This is a genomic window from Liquorilactobacillus ghanensis DSM 18630, assembly GCF_001435235.1.
GTDB classification, from domain to species: domain Bacteria; phylum Bacillota; class Bacilli; order Lactobacillales; family Lactobacillaceae; genus Liquorilactobacillus; species Liquorilactobacillus ghanensis.
Genome location: NZ_AZGB01000027.1, coordinates 17,276 through 34,429 on the forward strand (window position 1 = coordinate 17,276; position 17,154 = coordinate 34,429).

Annotated in this window: 20 protein-coding genes; 1 reads left to right on the forward strand and 19 read right to left on the reverse strand. The window is 39.3% G+C overall.

All coding sequences use genetic code 11. The features are described from left to right. Positions 1 to 21: 21 nt before the first annotated feature. Positions 22 to 918, forward strand: coding sequence for a tyrosine-type recombinase/integrase (locus tag FC89_RS10580; RefSeq protein ID WP_057872512.1), 897 nt, complete (start codon positions 22 to 24; stop codon positions 916 to 918). 106 nt (positions 919 to 1,024) lie between these two features. Here the strand turns inward: FC89_RS10580 and sufB are convergent, their stop codons facing one another. The 19 genes from sufB to atpE form a co-directional block, all read right to left on the reverse strand. Next, the gene (gene sufB / locus FC89_RS10585) at positions 1,025 to 2,437 is read right to left on the reverse strand and encodes a Fe-S cluster assembly protein SufB (protein ID WP_057872513.1); all 1,413 of its coding nucleotides are present in this window, start codon (positions 2,435 to 2,437) and stop codon (positions 1,025 to 1,027) included. Between the two features lie 18 nt (positions 2,438 to 2,455). Beyond that, positions 2,456 to 2,932, reverse strand: coding sequence for a Fe-S cluster assembly sulfur transfer protein SufU (gene sufU / locus FC89_RS10590; RefSeq protein WP_057872514.1), 477 nt, complete (start codon positions 2,930 to 2,932; stop codon positions 2,456 to 2,458). Then, positions 2,919 to 4,157: a cysteine desulfurase gene (locus tag FC89_RS10595; RefSeq protein WP_057872515.1), complete on the reverse strand. Its 1,239-nt coding sequence runs from the start codon at positions 4,155 to 4,157 to the stop codon at positions 2,919 to 2,921. The genes sufU and FC89_RS10595 overlap by 14 nt, the downstream gene beginning before the upstream one ends. Further along, the gene (gene sufD / locus FC89_RS10600; protein WP_057872516.1) at positions 4,138 to 5,430 is read right to left on the reverse strand and encodes a Fe-S cluster assembly protein SufD; all 1,293 of its coding nucleotides are present in this window, start codon (positions 5,428 to 5,430) and stop codon (positions 4,138 to 4,140) included. The genes FC89_RS10595 and sufD overlap by 20 nt, the downstream gene beginning before the upstream one ends. 15 nt (positions 5,431 to 5,445) lie before the next feature. Beyond that, entirely contained in the window at positions 5,446 to 6,225 is a 780-nt protein-coding gene (gene sufC / locus FC89_RS10605) for a Fe-S cluster assembly ATPase SufC (RefSeq protein WP_057872517.1), read from the reverse strand. Between the two features lie 152 nt (positions 6,226 to 6,377). Beyond that, positions 6,378 to 6,734: an arsenate reductase family protein gene (locus tag FC89_RS10610; RefSeq protein WP_057872518.1), complete on the reverse strand. Its 357-nt coding sequence runs from the start codon at positions 6,732 to 6,734 to the stop codon at positions 6,378 to 6,380. 70 nt (positions 6,735 to 6,804) lie between these two features. Continuing rightward, positions 6,805 to 8,004: an FtsW/RodA/SpoVE family cell cycle protein gene (locus FC89_RS10615; RefSeq protein ID WP_057872519.1), complete on the reverse strand. Its 1,200-nt coding sequence runs from the start codon at positions 8,002 to 8,004 to the stop codon at positions 6,805 to 6,807. A gap of 36 nt (positions 8,005 to 8,040) precedes the next feature. Continuing rightward, positions 8,041 to 8,265, reverse strand: a complete 225-nt coding sequence (locus FC89_RS10620) for a DUF2969 domain-containing protein (RefSeq protein ID WP_057872520.1) — start codon at positions 8,263 to 8,265, stop codon at positions 8,041 to 8,043. Between the two features lie 28 nt (positions 8,266 to 8,293). Next, positions 8,294 to 8,548: a membrane protein insertion efficiency factor YidD gene (yidD, locus tag FC89_RS10625; protein WP_057872521.1), complete on the reverse strand. Its 255-nt coding sequence runs from the start codon at positions 8,546 to 8,548 to the stop codon at positions 8,294 to 8,296. A 20-nt stretch (positions 8,549 to 8,568) separates the two neighbouring features. Further along, positions 8,569 to 9,570 (reverse strand): rod shape-determining protein, encoded by a 1,002-nt coding sequence (gene mreB / locus FC89_RS10630; RefSeq protein WP_057872522.1) that lies wholly within the window; start codon positions 9,568 to 9,570, stop codon positions 8,569 to 8,571. 149 nt (positions 9,571 to 9,719) lie between these two features. After that, positions 9,720 to 11,024, reverse strand: coding sequence for a UDP-N-acetylglucosamine 1-carboxyvinyltransferase (murA, locus tag FC89_RS10635; RefSeq protein WP_057872523.1), 1,305 nt, complete (start codon positions 11,022 to 11,024; stop codon positions 9,720 to 9,722). Between the two features lie 29 nt (positions 11,025 to 11,053). Beyond that, positions 11,054 to 11,284 carry a DUF1146 family protein gene (locus FC89_RS10640; protein WP_057872524.1) on the reverse strand — a complete coding sequence of 77 codons (231 nt, stop codon included), beginning with the start codon at positions 11,282 to 11,284 and terminating at the stop codon, positions 11,054 to 11,056. Positions 11,285 to 11,441: 157 nt separating this feature from the next. Beyond that, entirely contained in the window at positions 11,442 to 11,867 is a 426-nt protein-coding gene (locus FC89_RS10645; protein WP_057872525.1) for a F0F1 ATP synthase subunit epsilon, read from the reverse strand. Positions 11,868 to 11,881: 14 nt separating this feature from the next. Further along, on the reverse strand, positions 11,882 to 13,294 hold the full coding sequence (gene atpD / locus FC89_RS10650; protein ID WP_057872526.1) for a F0F1 ATP synthase subunit beta: 1,413 nt from the start codon (positions 13,292 to 13,294) through the stop codon (positions 11,882 to 11,884). Between the two features lie 22 nt (positions 13,295 to 13,316). Further along, the gene (locus FC89_RS10655) at positions 13,317 to 14,261 is read right to left on the reverse strand and encodes a F0F1 ATP synthase subunit gamma (RefSeq protein WP_057872527.1); all 945 of its coding nucleotides are present in this window, start codon (positions 14,259 to 14,261) and stop codon (positions 13,317 to 13,319) included. Positions 14,262 to 14,280: 19 nt separating this feature from the next. Beyond that, positions 14,281 to 15,792: a F0F1 ATP synthase subunit alpha gene (atpA, locus tag FC89_RS10660; RefSeq protein WP_057872528.1), complete on the reverse strand. Its 1,512-nt coding sequence runs from the start codon at positions 15,790 to 15,792 to the stop codon at positions 14,281 to 14,283. Positions 15,793 to 15,815: 23 nt separating this feature from the next. Beyond that, positions 15,816 to 16,358 carry an ATP synthase F1 subunit delta gene (gene atpH / locus FC89_RS10665; protein ID WP_057872529.1) on the reverse strand — a complete coding sequence of 181 codons (543 nt, stop codon included), beginning with the start codon at positions 16,356 to 16,358 and terminating at the stop codon, positions 15,816 to 15,818. After that, the gene (atpF, locus tag FC89_RS10670; protein WP_057872530.1) at positions 16,345 to 16,869 is read right to left on the reverse strand and encodes a F0F1 ATP synthase subunit B; all 525 of its coding nucleotides are present in this window, start codon (positions 16,867 to 16,869) and stop codon (positions 16,345 to 16,347) included. The genes atpH and atpF overlap by 14 nt, the downstream gene beginning before the upstream one ends. 48 nt (positions 16,870 to 16,917) lie before the next feature. Then, positions 16,918 to 17,139: a F0F1 ATP synthase subunit C gene (gene atpE, locus FC89_RS10675; protein ID WP_057872531.1), complete on the reverse strand. Its 222-nt coding sequence runs from the start codon at positions 17,137 to 17,139 to the stop codon at positions 16,918 to 16,920. Between the last annotated feature and the right edge of the window lie 15 nt (positions 17,140 to 17,154).

Here is a 17,154-nt window from a genome sequence, read left to right on the forward strand (position 1 = left end):
AACACACTGGAGGAATTTCAAATGAAAATTAACAGCTATAAGAACAAAAAGGGCGAAACCCTTTATGGTTTTCGTATTTTTCTTGGATATGATCCTGTAACTGGTAAAAAATATGAGACCAAAAGACAGGGATTCAAAACAAGAGCCGAAGCTAAAAACTCCGCAAGTGAATTACAAATTAAATTTGATCAAGGAAAACTCAACAAGAACAGCCATGGTATTAAAACTTTTCAAGAACTCTTTAATTTATGGTTTGAATCTTATAAAAACACGGTAAAGCGTTCAACAGTTACCGATACATTACTTGTTTACCAAAATTACATTGAACCTAAATTTAAAAACATCAAAATAAATGTTACATTTTGCCAAAAATGTGTCAATTATTGGCATGCACGTTATGAAAGCTATCGAAGAATAAAAAATTTAGCTGCGCAAATTATTGATTATGCAATCACTCTTGAATTGATCGACTCTAATCCAATGAGAAAAATCATATTACCCAAACCAAAGACAAAAACATCAGTCTCAACATTGGATATAGATTTGAAAACATCTAAAATATTGCAAGCGTGGCGTTCTGATCAGCAACATCGCTTCATAAAAATCGGCATCAACACACTTAACAATGATCAGTATGTCTTCACTCAAGATAAAACAAATAAATTGCTGGCCCCTTCTCGCGCTAACGACTGGCTACGCTGGATCTATAAGCACTATCCGAAGCAAAGGAAAATCACTATTCATGGTTTCAGGCATACACACGCTTCGCTTTTATTTGAAGCCGGTGCAACAATTAAACAAGTTCAGGATAGACTTGGCCATTCTAATTCGAAAACTACTCTAGACATTTATACTCACGTTACTAAAAAGGCTAAGCACGATACTGCTGAAAAGTTTGCAGACTTCATGGAAAAATAGCAGAAATCATAAGTTTGTCGTCAAATTTGTCGTCAAATTTTGATTTTTGGCAAAATAAATAGCCATAAACGCCTTTATATCAGCACTTACAGCTATCCAATCAGCTTTAACCAACAGAACCCTCCATCTGAAATTCAATCAGTCGATTCAATTCAACCGCATATTCCATTGGTAATTCTTTAGTAAATGGTTCAACAAATCCCATAATAATCATTTCGGTAGCTTTATCTTCCGGAATTCCACGACTCATTAGATAGTACAACTGTTCTTCCGAAATCTTTGAAACTTTAGCCTCATGTTCCATTGAAACATCACCATTTTTAACTTGGTTCACCGGAATGGTATCACTTGAACTTTGCTCATCTAGAATAATTGTATCACATTCAACATGTGACTTAGATCCGTCGCTCTTCGGTCCAAAACGAACTTTTCCGCGATAATCTGCCTTGCCGCCATCCTTGCAAAGTGATTTAGAAACAATTGAACTAGACGTATTTTTAGCATTATGAATCATCCGTGCACCAGTATCCGAATCAATATTCTTGCCAGCAAACGCAATTGAAAGCATTGTTCCATGCGCTCCTTGACCATTTAGATAGACACTTGGATACTTCATTGTAACTTTGGAGCCCAAGTTGCCATCAACCCATTCCATTGTACCATTTTCCAGCGCCTGAGCCCTTTTAGTTTCCAAACTGTAAACATTATTCGACCAGTTCTGAATCGTCGTATATCGACAGTAAGCATCCTTTAAAACGTTAACTTCAACTACCGCGGCGTGCAAACTATCTTCTGAATAATTGGGTGCAGTACATCCCTCAACGTAATTAACACTGCCGCCCTCATCTACAATAATCAAAGTTCGTTCAAATTGACCACTGTTACCAGCATTGATCCTAAAATAACTTTGAATTGGTACCTTAGTTTGTACTCCTTTGGGAACATAAATAAATGTTCCCCCGGACCAAACAGCTGAATTAAGTGCTGCAAATTTGTTATCTGATGGTGGAATCAGCTTTCCAAAATACTGACGAACTAATTCAGGATATTCCTGAACGGCTGAATCAGTATCCATGAAAACAATTCCTTGTTTTTCAAAGTCTTCACGCATATTATGATAAACAACTTCTGATTCATACTGTGCTGATGAACCGGCTAAATATTTTCTTTCTGCTTCCGGTACCCCTAAACGATCGAATGTGTTTTTAATTTCACTAGGAACATCTTCCCACTTTCGGGCAACATGCTGGCTGTCACGACGGAAATAGTTGATATGTTCCAAATCAATCGCTGATAGATCTGGCCCAAAATCCGGCATTGCCATTTTTCGATAGCATGCAAAAGCTTTTAAGCGGAAATCAAGCATCCAATCCGGTTCGTTTTTAGCTGCAGAAATTTGCCGAACGGTATCTTCGGATAGGCCCTCACCTGTTGTTAAAATCGGTTGAATATCATCTTTAAAACCGTATTTATACTCGCCGCCTAATCCAAGCATACTTGCTTTTGTTGTATCTGCCATTAAAGTTGCCCCTTTCTTCTATAACTGCTCATGCCGCATAATTCCTGCTGAAGCTTCGCCATTTTCATTTCCAACTGCTTGATAAACTGCTTTCCAAGCCAGCGTCGCACACTTAATTCGGGCAGGAAACTTGGCTACACCTTCTAAAATCGCTGCATCTCCTAATAGTTTTTCATAGTCTGCCGGTGGATTGCCGATCACCATTTCAGAAAAAGTTTCAACCATTTGACTGATTTGGGCAGGTGTTTTGCCAATAACTTCATCAGTCATCATGCTGGCTGAAGCCTGACTGATCGTGCAACCGGATCCTGAAAAAGCAATTTCACTGACTTTGCCATCTTTTAAAGCAACCTCAACATTCAGCACATCCCCACACGTTGGATTGCGAATCTCCATTTGATGGTCAGCCCGCTTTAATGAACCATGATGATGCGGGTGCATCGCATGGTCTAATACGACTTGGCGATATAAATTATCTAATTTAGACAGTGCCATGATTAAAGAACTCCTTTGTTGCTTTGAGAGCTTTCACTAAACGTTGCGCATCCTCAAGGTTATTGTATAAGTATAAACTTGCTCTGACCGTTGCTGCAACTTTTAAGTGCTCCATCAGCGGCTGTGCGCAATGGTGGCCGGCACGGACTGCTACACCTTCCATATCAAGAGCAGTTGCTACGTCATGTGGATGTAAGTTATCCAGATTAAAGGAAATTACCCCTGTGTGTTTAGCTGGATCATGTGGTCCATAAACAGTTACTCCTGGTATTTCCAATAAAGCCGGTAATAAATAATCAACCAGCTGCCGTTCGTGTGCGGCAATTCGATCCATCCCAATTGCTGAAAGATAATCGATTGCTGCACCCAGTCCGATCACTCCGGCGATATTTTGTGTACCACCTTCAAATTTCCAAGGAGCCGCTTTGAAAGTTGTTTTTTGCAGCTGCACCCAGTCAATCATTTCACCACCAAATTCCAGCGGTGGCATATCTGCCAATAACTCACTTTTTCCCCATAAGATTCCAATTCCAGTTGGAGCCATTAATTTGTGACCGGAAAATGCATAAAAGTCAGCATCCAAAGCTTGAACATCAACTTTTATGTGTGGTGTTGACTGCGCTCCATCAACAACCATTATGGCACCATGCTGATGGGCAAGTGCGGCAACTTGTTTGATTGGATTAATTACACCTAAAACATTTGATGCCTGTGTTAAAGCAACGATAGCAGTTTTATCAGTAATTTGTTGTTCAGCACTGTTTAAATCCAGCTCACCTGTTGCTGTGAAATCGATATACTTCAAAACAGCACCTGTTTTTTGGGCTAATTGCTGCCATGGTACCAAATTACTGTGATGTTCCATATAAGAAATTACGATCTCATCACCAGCTTTAACATGCGTTGCACCATAACTGGCAGCTACCCAATTCAAAGCTTCAGTGGTGCCTTTAGTATAAACAATTTCTTGGCTGCTGGGGGCATTGATAAAATTAGCTACTTTTTGTCTAACCGCCTCAAACTGCTCAGTTGCTCGTTCAGCCAGTGTATGCACTCCGCGATGAACATTAGCATTATCATGATAATAATAATATTCAAGTGCTTCAACGACCGCCTTAGGCTTTTGAGCGGTGGCTGCGTTGTCTAAATAAACCAGTGGTTCATCATTAACCTTTTGCTGTAAAATGGGAAAATCAGCACGGTAGTTACTCATCTCTTTGACCATTAACAAGCTTCCTTTCAATGGTATCTCTTAATTGTTCTCGAATAGAATCAGATGGAATCACCTCTAAAACTGGTCCTAAAAAGCCACGAATTACTAAACGTTCAGCAATCTTTTGCGGCAATCCCCGACTCATCAAATAATACAACTGCTCTGCATTGACACGGCCAATACTGGCTGCATGCCCCGCTTGAACATCGTTATCATCAATCAATAAAACCGGATTGGCATCACCCTTAGCTTTTTTAGATAACATCAAGATTCGGCTTTCCTGCTGGGCATTAGCGCCTTTAGCACCCTTGATAATGTGACCAATTCCGTTAAAAATCAAGCTAGAACGCGACAAAATGACACCATGCTGTAAGATATGACCAATTGTATGCTTGCCATAGTTAGTTACTCGGGTATCAATTCCTTGAACTTGCCGCCCAGTTGAGATAGCAATTACTTTAACTTCGGCATGCGAACCGGAACCAATTAAATCTGAATCAAAATCACCAACAATATTGCCATCATTCATCATTCCCATTGACCAGTCAATCTTAGCATCATCATCCAAATGACCACGTCGATTAAGATATGTCGTAGTTTTAGCACCTAAACGATCAACGCTGGCAAATTTCACATGACTGCCGGCTTTAGCAATCACCTCAACAACTATACTGGCAGTCGTTGGTTGATCACCAATAGTTGTCAGATTTTCCAAATAGGAAACTTCGCTATTTTCATCAGCCAACAAAATAACATGATGAACGCAATCCTGTTTTTGCGTAGCATCTTGAATAAAGTAGCTTGTAATTGGTTCATTCAAAACTGTATTTTTAGGTACATAAACCAATAAACCACTTGTTACTCCGGCAACATGTTGTGCCGTCAATAGATCTTGATCGTATTTAATGGCTTTTTGCATAAAGTACTTTTTAATTAATTCAGGATGTTCTTTAAGGGCTGTTTGCCAGTCACAGACAATCACGCCTTGAGCTGCCAATTCAGTTAGTCCCTGCTGCCTAACCGTTGTTTGCCCTAACTGAATAATGATATGTTTAGCTGATTGTAATTTTACATCACTTAACAGCTGTGGATCAGAAGCTTGATAAGCTAGTGGACGCTTTATTTGAACGGGCCACCGCTGATAACGAATTTTGCCAAAGGTCGGCAATTCCAGATCAGCAGCTGCTTGCAAAGCTTTAACGCGCAGTTCCGAAAACCAAGCCGGTTCATTTGTCTGAGCCGCGTAGGCAGCAATTGCGGGATATTTTTGCAGATCAATTGTCATTTTCTCACATCCCTTCTACGCGTCTTCATCAACTAATTTAATGTCCAATCCCAGTTCATCACGCAAACCAGCATAACCTTCGTCTTCCAGTTTCTTTGCCAGTTCAGGCCCGCCTTGCTTGACAATTCTTCCATCCATCATCACATGAACCACATCTGGCACAATATAATTTAATAAGCGCTGATAGTGAGTAATAATCAGTGAGCCGAATTCTGGTCCCCGCATCTGATTAACACCGCGTGAAACGACTTTTAAAGCATCGATATCCAAACCGGAATCAATTTCATCCAAGATCGCGAATTTGGGTTTGATCATCATTAACTGCAAAATTTCATTGCGTTTCTTTTCACCGCCGGAAAAACCTTCATTCAAATGGCGTTCAGCCATCTCTTCAGTCATATCAAGTACTTCCATTGCTTGATCCAAATCTTTTAAGAATTGGCGGATTGGCAGTTGATCATCTTGCGGCCGTCGCGCATTAATCGCACCCCGAATAAATTCCGCATTTGTTATACCAGGAATTTCTGCTGGATACTGCATCGCCAAAAATAGCCCAGCACGCGCACGTTCATCAACTGGCATTTTTAAAATATCTTTACCGTCTAAAAAAATTTCTCCCTGAGTTACTTTATATGCTGGATTACCCATAATCGTTTCTGATAAAGTTGATTTACCAGTCCCATTAGGACCCATAATGGCATGGATCTCACCAGTATGCATAACTAGGTTAACACCTTTGAGAATTTTTTTACCTTCAATCGTTACATGTAGATTCTTAACTTCAAGTGTTGACATGGTAAATTCCTCCAATTTAAATTACTCTTTAATTCTAGCTTAATTGCGAATCATTTTCAATTAGAAAAAGCAACTCAAATTGAGTTGCTTCCCTAATCTATCAGTATTAATCAATTATTTTTAGAAGAATTATCTTTAAAAAATAAATAAAACTATGCCTGCCATTCACTTTGATAAATATCTGGTTTAAAACCACAAGTAAAATGGTCGCCTTCAATCATCAAGGGACGCTTAATCAGCTTGCCATCGCTGGCCAACAATTCACTGGCTGCTTTAGCATCCAGCTGATCAATTTTATCTTTTAAATGCAATTCACGATATTTGATCCCGCTAGTATTAAAAAAATATTTAAGCGGATGCTGCTTTAACTCAATCAGTTGCAGTAACTGATCAGCAGTTGGGGGAGTTTTAACGATATCAATTTCATTAAACTCGACTTGATTTGCCTGCAGCCATTTACGGGCCTTAGCACAAGTTGAACAACGGTTATAACAATAAAAAGTTTTCACTTATCATCATCCTTTCAACCACCATTATAGTCGCTATTAATTAAAATTCAGTAGATTAAGTCTTCAAAAATCAATGAAATTCCTTACTTGTACTGAACATATAGCTCTTGTTATGATAACGCATCGACATAATTAAACCAATCCCAATCATATTTCCAATCAAGGCTGAACCACCCTGACTGATAAAAGGCAACGGAATACCTGTCAATGGTAACAATCCAATACTCATGCCGATGTTTTCAAAAACATGAAACAAAATCATCATAATAACACCAGTTGAAAGATACGCGTAAAATTCATTTTTGGTATCAAAAGTAACTTGAATCATTTGGAAAATCAATAACAAATACAAAAAGATTAAAACACAGCCACCAATAAAACCAAAATTTTCACCAATGACAGAAAAAATCATATCAGATTCTCTAACAGGAACATATACATTGGAAACATTGAAGCCTTTACCAAAAATTCCCGCTGAACCGATTGCTTTCATGCTCTGCCATAGCTGGTAACTGCTGGATGAAGTATTAGCTGACGGATTAAGCCAAGCTTCAATTCGCTGAAACTGATAAACTTTAAAACCAATATCAGCTAAAATGCCGCGTCCATAAATTACCAAGAGAATCGCCGCTGTCCCTAATACTAAAAATGTTCCTGCAACCGGCAGGATTATTTTCCAAGTAATTCCAGAAACTAAAATCATTCCACCAAGAATAGCAATAAAAACCAACATCGTTCCAAAGTCATTTTGCAATTTTAAGAGGATTGCAATTGGCAGTGTCCACAAAAACATTTTGCCCAACAAGTGCCAATCGGTTGTAACGGTGTGCTCAACATATTCATTATTATGTCGCGAAATTACCCGCGCCAGCATCATGATGAATGCCGGTTTCATAACTTCAGACGGTTGAAAAGTTAAGCTTCCAATTGCAAACCAACTTTTAGCTCCTGTTGACACATAGTACGATCGACTATAAAAAACAAGCAATGACAGCATCAAGGTGATGCCGACTCCATAAGCAATTGGAGCCAGCTTCCATAATTGTTCAGCATCAAATTGCATCAGTATCACAACAGCACCAATTCCGATTGCATACCAAATAAATTGCATCAATAAAGCACGGCTGACACTAGTTGTACTAGTATCATGGCCCGCTGCAACAAAAATCGAACCCATTCCGATCACTGCCAAAACCAATACTGAAAAAATAATTCCATAATCAATCCGTGCATCTTCGTTTTCTTCGCTTCGAGTTCTTTTTTCCGTCAAAAACGTCTCTCCTCTCCACCAAAACTAAACCGAAATCTAATCTAAGCGGTGCAAGTGATAATTTCGCAGCAACAAGTTAACAGCCTCTTTTTGAGAAACTGTCCGAAAGATTGATTTATCTGGAAAAACCGCTTGAAAGCGCTGACCATCAGGAATTATTTGTCCTAAAATTTTTTCAGCGATTTTTAGTTCCAAAATTGTTTGGCCATTTAAACTTTTTTCTTCTTCAACAACTTCAATATTTTTTTCTTTTTTTGACACTTTGGTCCTCCGATTTACATATTAATTTCTATTTATGATCATCTTTTACGGTATTACGACGTACAGAAAAATGATCTGGCACCGGGTCATACCCGCCCTTGACAAAAGGATGACACCTAAGCAGTCGTGCCACCCCCATCAAACTTCCCTTTAAGGCACCAAAACGTTCAATTGCGGTAAAGGTATAATGCGAACAAGTTGGGTAGTAACGACAACTGGGCGGAAAAAAAGGAGAAATCCCCTTTTGATAGCCACGAATCAATAATAACAAAATTCGTTTCAAGTGAATCCTCCCCGAGCTGTTTATTTCTTTGTTTTCTTGCTTTGACTTTTTTCAATATGTTCCAACAAATAACCCGTCCCCATTGCAACGTCATCCAGCGGTGTTTCTGCAACCGTTACTGGAACTTTCAAATGATTAGCAAACAGCTGGTCTGTACCATCCAGCAAAGCACCGCCACCAGTCAAAATAACTCCCCGATCAATAATATCGGCGGCTAGTTCAGGTGGTGTCTGTTCCAAAACTTCTTTAGCCGCATCAATTACAGATAACATAGTATCATGTAAAGCTTTTTCAATCTGATTTGAAGACAATGTAATTGTCCGTGGCAATCCATTAACCACATCACGACCGCGAATTTCCATTTCTTTGCTGCGATGATCCGGTAAAACCGTTCCAATTTCGATTTTCGCTTTTTCCGCAGTATGTTCACCGATCTGTAAACTATGAATTTTACGTACATAAGTCATAATATCAACATTTAGTTGATCACCAGCAATTCGTAATGAACGGCTGACAACAATATCCCCCAGTGAAATCACTGCAATATCACTAGTTCCACCGCCAATATCGATCACCATGCTGCCACGCGGTTGAAAAATATCCAATCCAGCTCCGATAGCTGCAACTTTTGGTTCTTCTTCTAGATAAACATTTCCGCCGCCGGACTTTTCAGCTGCTTGCCGAATTGCTTTTCGCTCAATTGACGTCGTATTTGTTGGACAGCAAATCAAAATATTGGGTTTCGACATAAATCCCTTAACATTTAATTTCTTTATAAAATATGAAAGCATTTGTTCCGTCATATCAAAATCAGCAATTACTCCGTCTTTCAAAGGACGAATTGCCCGTATATTACTTGGTGTTCTTCCCACCATCTTATAAGCTTCTGAACCGACGGCTAACACACGTCCGTTTGAAATATCAATTGCTACCACGGAAGGCTCATTTAAAACGATTCCCTTACCCTTAACATTGATTAAGACGTTGGCTGTTCCTAAATCGATTCCGATATCCTTAGCCATAACACTTCTCCTTTAAAAATATTATGTACATGCAGTATGAAATTAAATTTAAATAATAAAATCTGCAAAATCAAATTTTATTATAGCATAAATACTGTCGTACCTATATGGCTAGTTGGTAAGTTTAACGAAAAAGCAAATTTAACCGCTTAATTATTAATTTCATTTGGCATAACAACCGTTTGTTCACTATCAACATTAATTCGTTTGATATCAGCACCTAAAGCCGCTAATTTTTGATGAAATTCATAGTAACCACGATCTAAATATTTTAATTGCGTAACTTCCGTGTAGCCATCAGCTGCTAATCCTGCCAAAATTAGAGCTGCTGCTGCTCGCAAATCAGTTGCAGCTACTTGTGCTCCTTGTAATTTAGCCGGTCCAAATAACAGAGCTGTGTTACCTTCAACTTTGAAGTCAGCATTCATTCGCCGCAATTCATCAAGATACATAAAGCGATTCTCAAAAACTGTTTCCGTTAGTGTACTTTGCCCATCGGCCAACAATTGTAAGATTGCGATTTGAGGTTGCATATCAGTTGGAAATCCCGGATAAGGCATGGTTTTAACCGTAATTGGTTTTAATTTTTCCGGTCCAATTACGCGAACACCAGCTGCACTTTCATTAACCGTAACTCCCATTTCTTCTAATTTTGAAATTAAAGGTCGATTATGTTCAACAATCGCATTTTCGATTAAAATGTCTCCTTGAGTTGCTGCAGCAGCCGTCATAAATGTTCCAGCTTCAATTCGATCCTGAATAACGGTATGTTTAGTTCCATGTAACTGTTCAACTCCAACAATTTTAATGCGTTCGGTACCAGCACCAGAAACTTTAGCCCCCATTTGATTGAGAACATTAGCCAGATCAACAATTTCCGGTTCACGAGCCACATTTTCAATTATGGTCGTTCCTTGTGCCAAAGTAGCAGCCATCATAATATTTTGCGTTGCTCCAACACTAGGAAAATCTAGGTAAATATTAGCTCCTTTTAATCCACTTGTCGTTGCTTCAATATAACCATCATGCTGCTGAATATCAGCTCCCATTGCGGTTAATCCCTTCAAATGCAAATCAATCGGCCGCAAACCAATGGCACAGCCACCAGGCATTGCCACTTTAGCATGTTTCAAGCGAGCTAATAACGGACCAAAAACAACAATTGAGGCCCGCATTTTGGAAACATATTTGAAAGGTGCTTCATAAGATAAATCATGACTAGCATCCAAGACAGCGGTTTTTTTCTGTTCATCTAAGTTCACTTTAACATTTAAAAATCGTAGCAAATTGTTCATCATATGAACATCAGACAGAATTGGTACATTATCAAGCTGCAACTGTCCTTCACTAGCTAATAAACTGGCCGCCAAAATCGGTAACACCGCGTTTTTAGCACCTTCAATTTTAACAGAGCCGGCTAAACGAGCTCCGCCATGAATAATTATTTTTTCCAAAAGAACTCCTCCACATGCTGATATGATATTTAAACTAAATACGAAAGATTTCGAACATTATCAATAAAATCCAAGAAAAATGAGCTACAGCCATATCCAATAGCAACAGCTATAAAAATCAACAACCATTTGAAACTTCGTTGTTTTGCGGGAGCGATATATCGATCCAATCGCAATGATTGAAGCGAAACAAAGACAATGAAAATAAAAACAAAATTGCTGATTAAATTCAGTAGAGCAGTTATTCCATAAAGTTTCATCTTTTATCCTCCCAAAGTTTCGTTTACATAATAGCATAAAAAAAAGCAATCGTCCTTAAAAATGTAATAAAGTTGTAATCTTTTAATGATTAATTAATTTTTTGCTAAAAAAAAACTGTGCGAAATAATTCGCACAGTTCGAAAAGATAATTAACAATTAGTGCTTAGCCACATTCAACCGATTGATAGCCCGTCGTAAAGAAATCTCGGCACGCTTCATCTGATCCGCATCGTGCGTTTGCTTAGCTTTTTCTAATCGTTCTTCTGCCCGCTTTCTAGCTCTGGCAGCTCGCTCAGAATCAATATCTTCTTTGCATTCAGCACTATTAGCTACAACTGTAGCTAAATTATCAGAAAATTCAACAAAACCACCACTAACAGCAATTTCATCAAATTGATCTTCTGATCCGTTTTTCTTGACGCGAATTTCATCGATTGCCAAGGATGCTAGGAAAGGAATATGATTCGGCAAGACACCCAATTCACCGATAGTTGTTTTAAAGACAACCATCGGGGATTGTTTTTCAAAAACACTGCCATCGGGGGTAACAACGTTGACGGTCAACAAATTTTGATCAGCCATTTGCCTCTGCCCCCTTATTTAGCAATATTAGCATTCATTTTCTTAGCTTTTTCAACAACCTCTTCAATCCGACCAACTGAACGGAAAGCATCTTCCGGCAAATCATCATATTTACCATCCAAAATTTCCTTAAAGCCCTTCACAGTTTCTTTTACCGGAACATATGATCCCGGAACACCTGTAAACTGTTCAGCAACGTGGAAGTTCTGTGATAAGAAGAATTGAATGCGCCGTGCACGGGAAACAATAATTTTTTCATCGTCAGATAATTCATCCATACCTAAAATTGAGATAATATCTTGCAATTCGCGGTAACGCTGCAAAACATGCTGGACCTCAGTTGCAACTTCATAATGTTCTTCACCAACAATTTCAGGTGAAAGCGCACTAGAAGTTGAAGCTAAAGGATCCACAGCCGGATAAATACCTTGCTGCGTCAAACTTCTTTCCAAGTTGGTAGTAGCATCCAAATGGGCAAAAGTTGTTGCTGGAGCAGGGTCAGTATAATCATCAGCCGGGACATAAACCGCCTGAATAGAGGTAACTGATCCTTTTTTAGTAGAAGTAATTCGCTCTTGCAATTGACCCATTTCAGTAGCTAACGTTGGCTGATAACCAACGGCTGATGGAATTCGGCCTAACAAAGCTGATACTTCAGATCCAGCCTGGGTAAAGCGGAAAATATTATCAATAAACAACAGCACATCCTGACCTTCAACATCACGGAAATATTCCGCAATAGTTAATCCGGTCAAAGCAACACGCATCCGGGCACCAGGCGGCTCGTTCATCTGACCGAACACCATGGCGGTTTTCTCCAAAACCCCAGACTCTTTCATTTCAAAGTAAAGATCGTTACCTTCACGGGTACGTTCACCAACACCGGTAAAAACAGAAATACCATTATGTTCTTGGGCGATATTGTGAATCAATTCCTGAATCAAAACGGTTTTACCAACACCGGCACCACCGAACAAACCAATTTTACCACCCTTAATATAAGGAGCTAGTAAATCAATAACTTTGATTCCAGTTTCAAGAATTTCGATCTTTGTATTTAATTGATCGTAAGGTGGAACACTCCGATGGATCGGGTTGCGATGAGCTTTGTCATCAAATTCTTTCCCGCCATCAATCGGATTGCCTAAAACGTTGAATACTCTTCCTAGCGTTTCTTTACCAACTGGCACTGTGATTGACGATCCAGTATCAATAACGTCTGCACCACGTTGAACTCCATCAGTAGAATCCATCGCAACAGTCCGCATCATACCATCACCAAGTTCAAGTGACACTTCGATGACTAATTCAGAGCCATCGGTGCGTTTAACACGCAACGCATTGTTAATTTCTGGCAACGATTCGCTAAGAGGAAATTGTACATCAACGACAGGTCCGATGACTTGAACAACCTTTCCTGTACTCATCTATCTAATTCCTCCCATCATCTCATTCAAGAGCTGCTTGAGCACCTGTAATTTCTGTAATTTCAGTTGTAATTGCACTCTGGCGTGCTCGATTAAACTGCAGCTGCAAAGAAGAAATAATATCTTTAGCGTTATCAGTAGCTGATTTCATCGCAGTTGAACTTGAAGCATGTTCAGATGTTTTAGCATCTAAAATTGCTCCATAAATCAAACTCTCAGCATACTGTGGTAAGACAACCTCTAAAATTGCCTCACTAGAAGGTTCCATATCATACTCTGCATGGGGTCCTTCAGCCTGATCTTTCTTTAGATCATCATGACCTAAATTCAAAGCTGAAATTGGCAGCATTGATTCAGCCCGAAATTCTGAAGTCAGTGAATTAACAAAATGGTTATAGCAAACATAAAGTTCATCATATAATCCTTCGCCATACATCGACACAATTTCTTTGACTAAACTACGAATATTTTGAAAACGTGGAATATCAGCAATTCCGCGTTGTTCAAATACTACTTTAAAGCCCCGCTTTTTAAAGAACTCTGCTCCAGTTCCACCAATTGCAACAATGACTGTGTCTTCGACCGTGTGGTTTCCCTTAGCAATTAAATCCAGTGTCTGTTTAATAACATTACTATTATAACTGCCAACTAAACCACGATCAGACGTGATCACCATCACACCAAAATGTTTAACTGGCCGCTTAACCAGCATATCTAATCCAGTAACCTCTTTAGGCTTACCATCAGTAGATGCAGCTGAAGTAGCTGACTGACCATCGAGTAGATGTGATTGGGCTAAGTGTGTAATCACACTACGAATCTTATCAGAATAAACTTGATAACTGGTAGTATGCTTTTGAATCTGGCTCAACTTTGCGGTTGATACCATCTGCATTGCTCCAGTAATTTGTTCTGTTTTCTTAGTTGAACTGATTCGCCGTTTAACTTCTTGTAATGAAGCTCCCATTAGTATTCACCACCCTTTCTTATTTTGCGGTTGCTTGAAAAGCAGCAGCAAAATCTTTTAGGGCACTATCCAATTTATCAGTATCCGGCAATTTACCAGTGTCTTTAATAGCTTTCAGCAAATCTGAATGATTATTATCAAAGAACTCAAATAATTCATTTTGATAACGAATTACATCATCAATCGGAACATTATCAATGAAACCATGTGTCAATGCATACAGAATCAAGACTTGTTTTTCAACAGCTAATGGCTCATGCAGTGGCTGTTTCAAGACTTCAACTGTCCGTCGACCACGATTCAATTTAGCCTGCGTTGCAGCATCCAAATCAGATCCAAATTGTGCAAATGATTCCAACTCACGGAATGAAGCCAAGTCAACACGCAAAGTACCAGCAACTTTCTTCATTGCACTAATCTGTGCAGCACCACCAACACGAGAAACAGATGTCCCAGCATCAATCGCTGGACGAACACCAGAATAGAAATTATCACTATCCAAGAATATCTGTCCATCAGTGATAGAAATAACGTTTGTCGGGATATATGCCGAAACATCGCCGGCTTTAGTTTCAATAAACGGTAAAGCGGTCATCGAACCGCCACCTAATTTATCGCTTAACTTGGCAGCTCTTTCTAATAAACGAGAATGTAAATAGAAAACATCGCCAGGATAAGCTTCACGACCAGGCGGACGACGAAGGATCAAAGAAAGTTCACGGTAAGCATCTGCTTGTTTTGATAGATCATCATAAACGATCAACACATGCTTGCCATTATACATAAACTCTTCGCCCATTGCAGCGCCAGCATATGGTGCCAGCCAAAGCAACGGAGCTGGTGAAGAAGGACCAGCTGAAATAACGATCGTATAATCCATTGCACCATAACGACGTAATGTTTCAACCTGACTGCGAACAGTTGATTCCTTCTGACCAATTGCAACATAAATACAAATCATATCTTCATGTTTTTGATTAATGATCGTATCAATTGCTAATGAAGTTTTACCAGTCTTACGGTCACCAATGATTAATTCACGCTGACCACGACCAATTGGAACCAGAGCATCAATCGCTTTGATACCAGTTTGCAGCGGTTCTTTAACTGACTGACGCTGCATAACACCTGGGGCCTTTTTCTCTACCGGACGTGTTTTTGAAGTTTTAATATCTCCCAGTCCGTCAATCGGCTGACCCAATGGGTTAACAACCCGACCGATTAATTGATCACCTACAGGAACTTCCATAATCCGGCCGGTACGTTTAACACTGTCACCTTCACGGATACCTTTGAAATCACCTAGAACAACGATACCAACATCGTCAACTTCCAAGTTTTGAGCCATCCCGTAAGTTCCATCTTCAAATTCTAGCAGCTCACTTGCCAAGACATTATCTAACCCATTTGCCCGAGCGATACCATCACCAACATAAGTAACAGTTCCGACTTCGTCAACTTTGAGTTCGTCTTGATAATTTGCTAACTGCTGTTTAATTAGAGCACTGATTTCCTCAGCCTTAATGCTCATAGAAGTTTCACCTCTTTACCAAATTATTTCAATAGCAGCCGCTTAATTTTCGCAAGCTTAAACCGTAATGAACCATCAAAAATGTAATTATTAGATTTCAAAACGACCCCACCAATTACATCCGGATCGACTTGATCTTCTAAAATTACTTTCTTTGCTCCAACAACTCTTGCAAACGAAGCTGCTAATTTCTCCTTTTGAGCATCATCCAGTGCAATTGCTGTCGTTACCTTCGCATGAACGGTTTTTTCATACTTATCATTTAAACGAATATATTCGTCAATGATGGCGCTGAGATCCTCAATTCGATTATAATCAAACAACATTTGCAACAAGTTAGCTGTCAATGGCGAAGCTGCTTTAATTATAATATCCAAAACAGATTTCTTTTCTTGATAGCCAATCTGTTTGCTTAGTAAAAAACTAATCAAATCAGGATTATCTGTCAGCAAAGTTTTTAACTCTGTTAATTCTGCTAAAAGCTTCGTTCGCTGCTGCTGTTCTTCAGCTAAGCCAAACAAAGCTTGTCCGTAACGACGGACAACGGTTGCTTTATTTAACTTCATTTTGCTTCCCCAACCCTTCAATATAAGAATCAATCAAAGCCTTTTGATCTTCCAGCTTAAGATTCTTAACAATGACCTTCGAAGCAATTGACAAAGACAACTCAGCAACATCATCTTTAACACTTTCCAGTGCATCCTGACGCTCGCGAGCGATATCTTGTTTAGCATTTTCTTTAAGTGCTGTTACTTCCTGATGAGCACCATCAATAATTTTTGATTTTTGCTGTTCACCGTTTGTTTTAGCACGATCAATAATTTGTGAAGCTTCAACATGAGAATCCTTCAAAGCTGCTTGACGCTGGCTTTCAAGTTTCTCAGCTTTTGCCCGTGACTCTTCAGCATTATCAATGTCTGAAGCAATCTTTTCAGCCCGTTTCTCCATCATTGAAGTAATTGGACCCCAAGCAAAGTGCTTAATCAAAGCAACCAAAACTAAAAATAATACCAAATAGAAAATCGTGTCACCCCAGTAAATACCACTGGCAGCACCTAATAAAAATTCTGCGCTCATTGATTGACACCTCCTATTTTGTCAAATCGTAATAACATCGAAAGGTTACTACTTGGCAAGCAAGAGGAATGAGATAACGATGGCAATAATCGGCACCGCTTCAACCAAACCTACACCGATAAACATGTTAGTTCTTAATTTACCTTCTAATTCTGGCTGACGTGCCATGCCTTCAAGCATTTTAGCGATAACCAAGCCATCACCAATCGCACCACCAATTGCCGCACCGGCTGCAGCTAAACCTGCACCAATCAAAGCTAATGAAGTCATAATAAAAATCCTCCT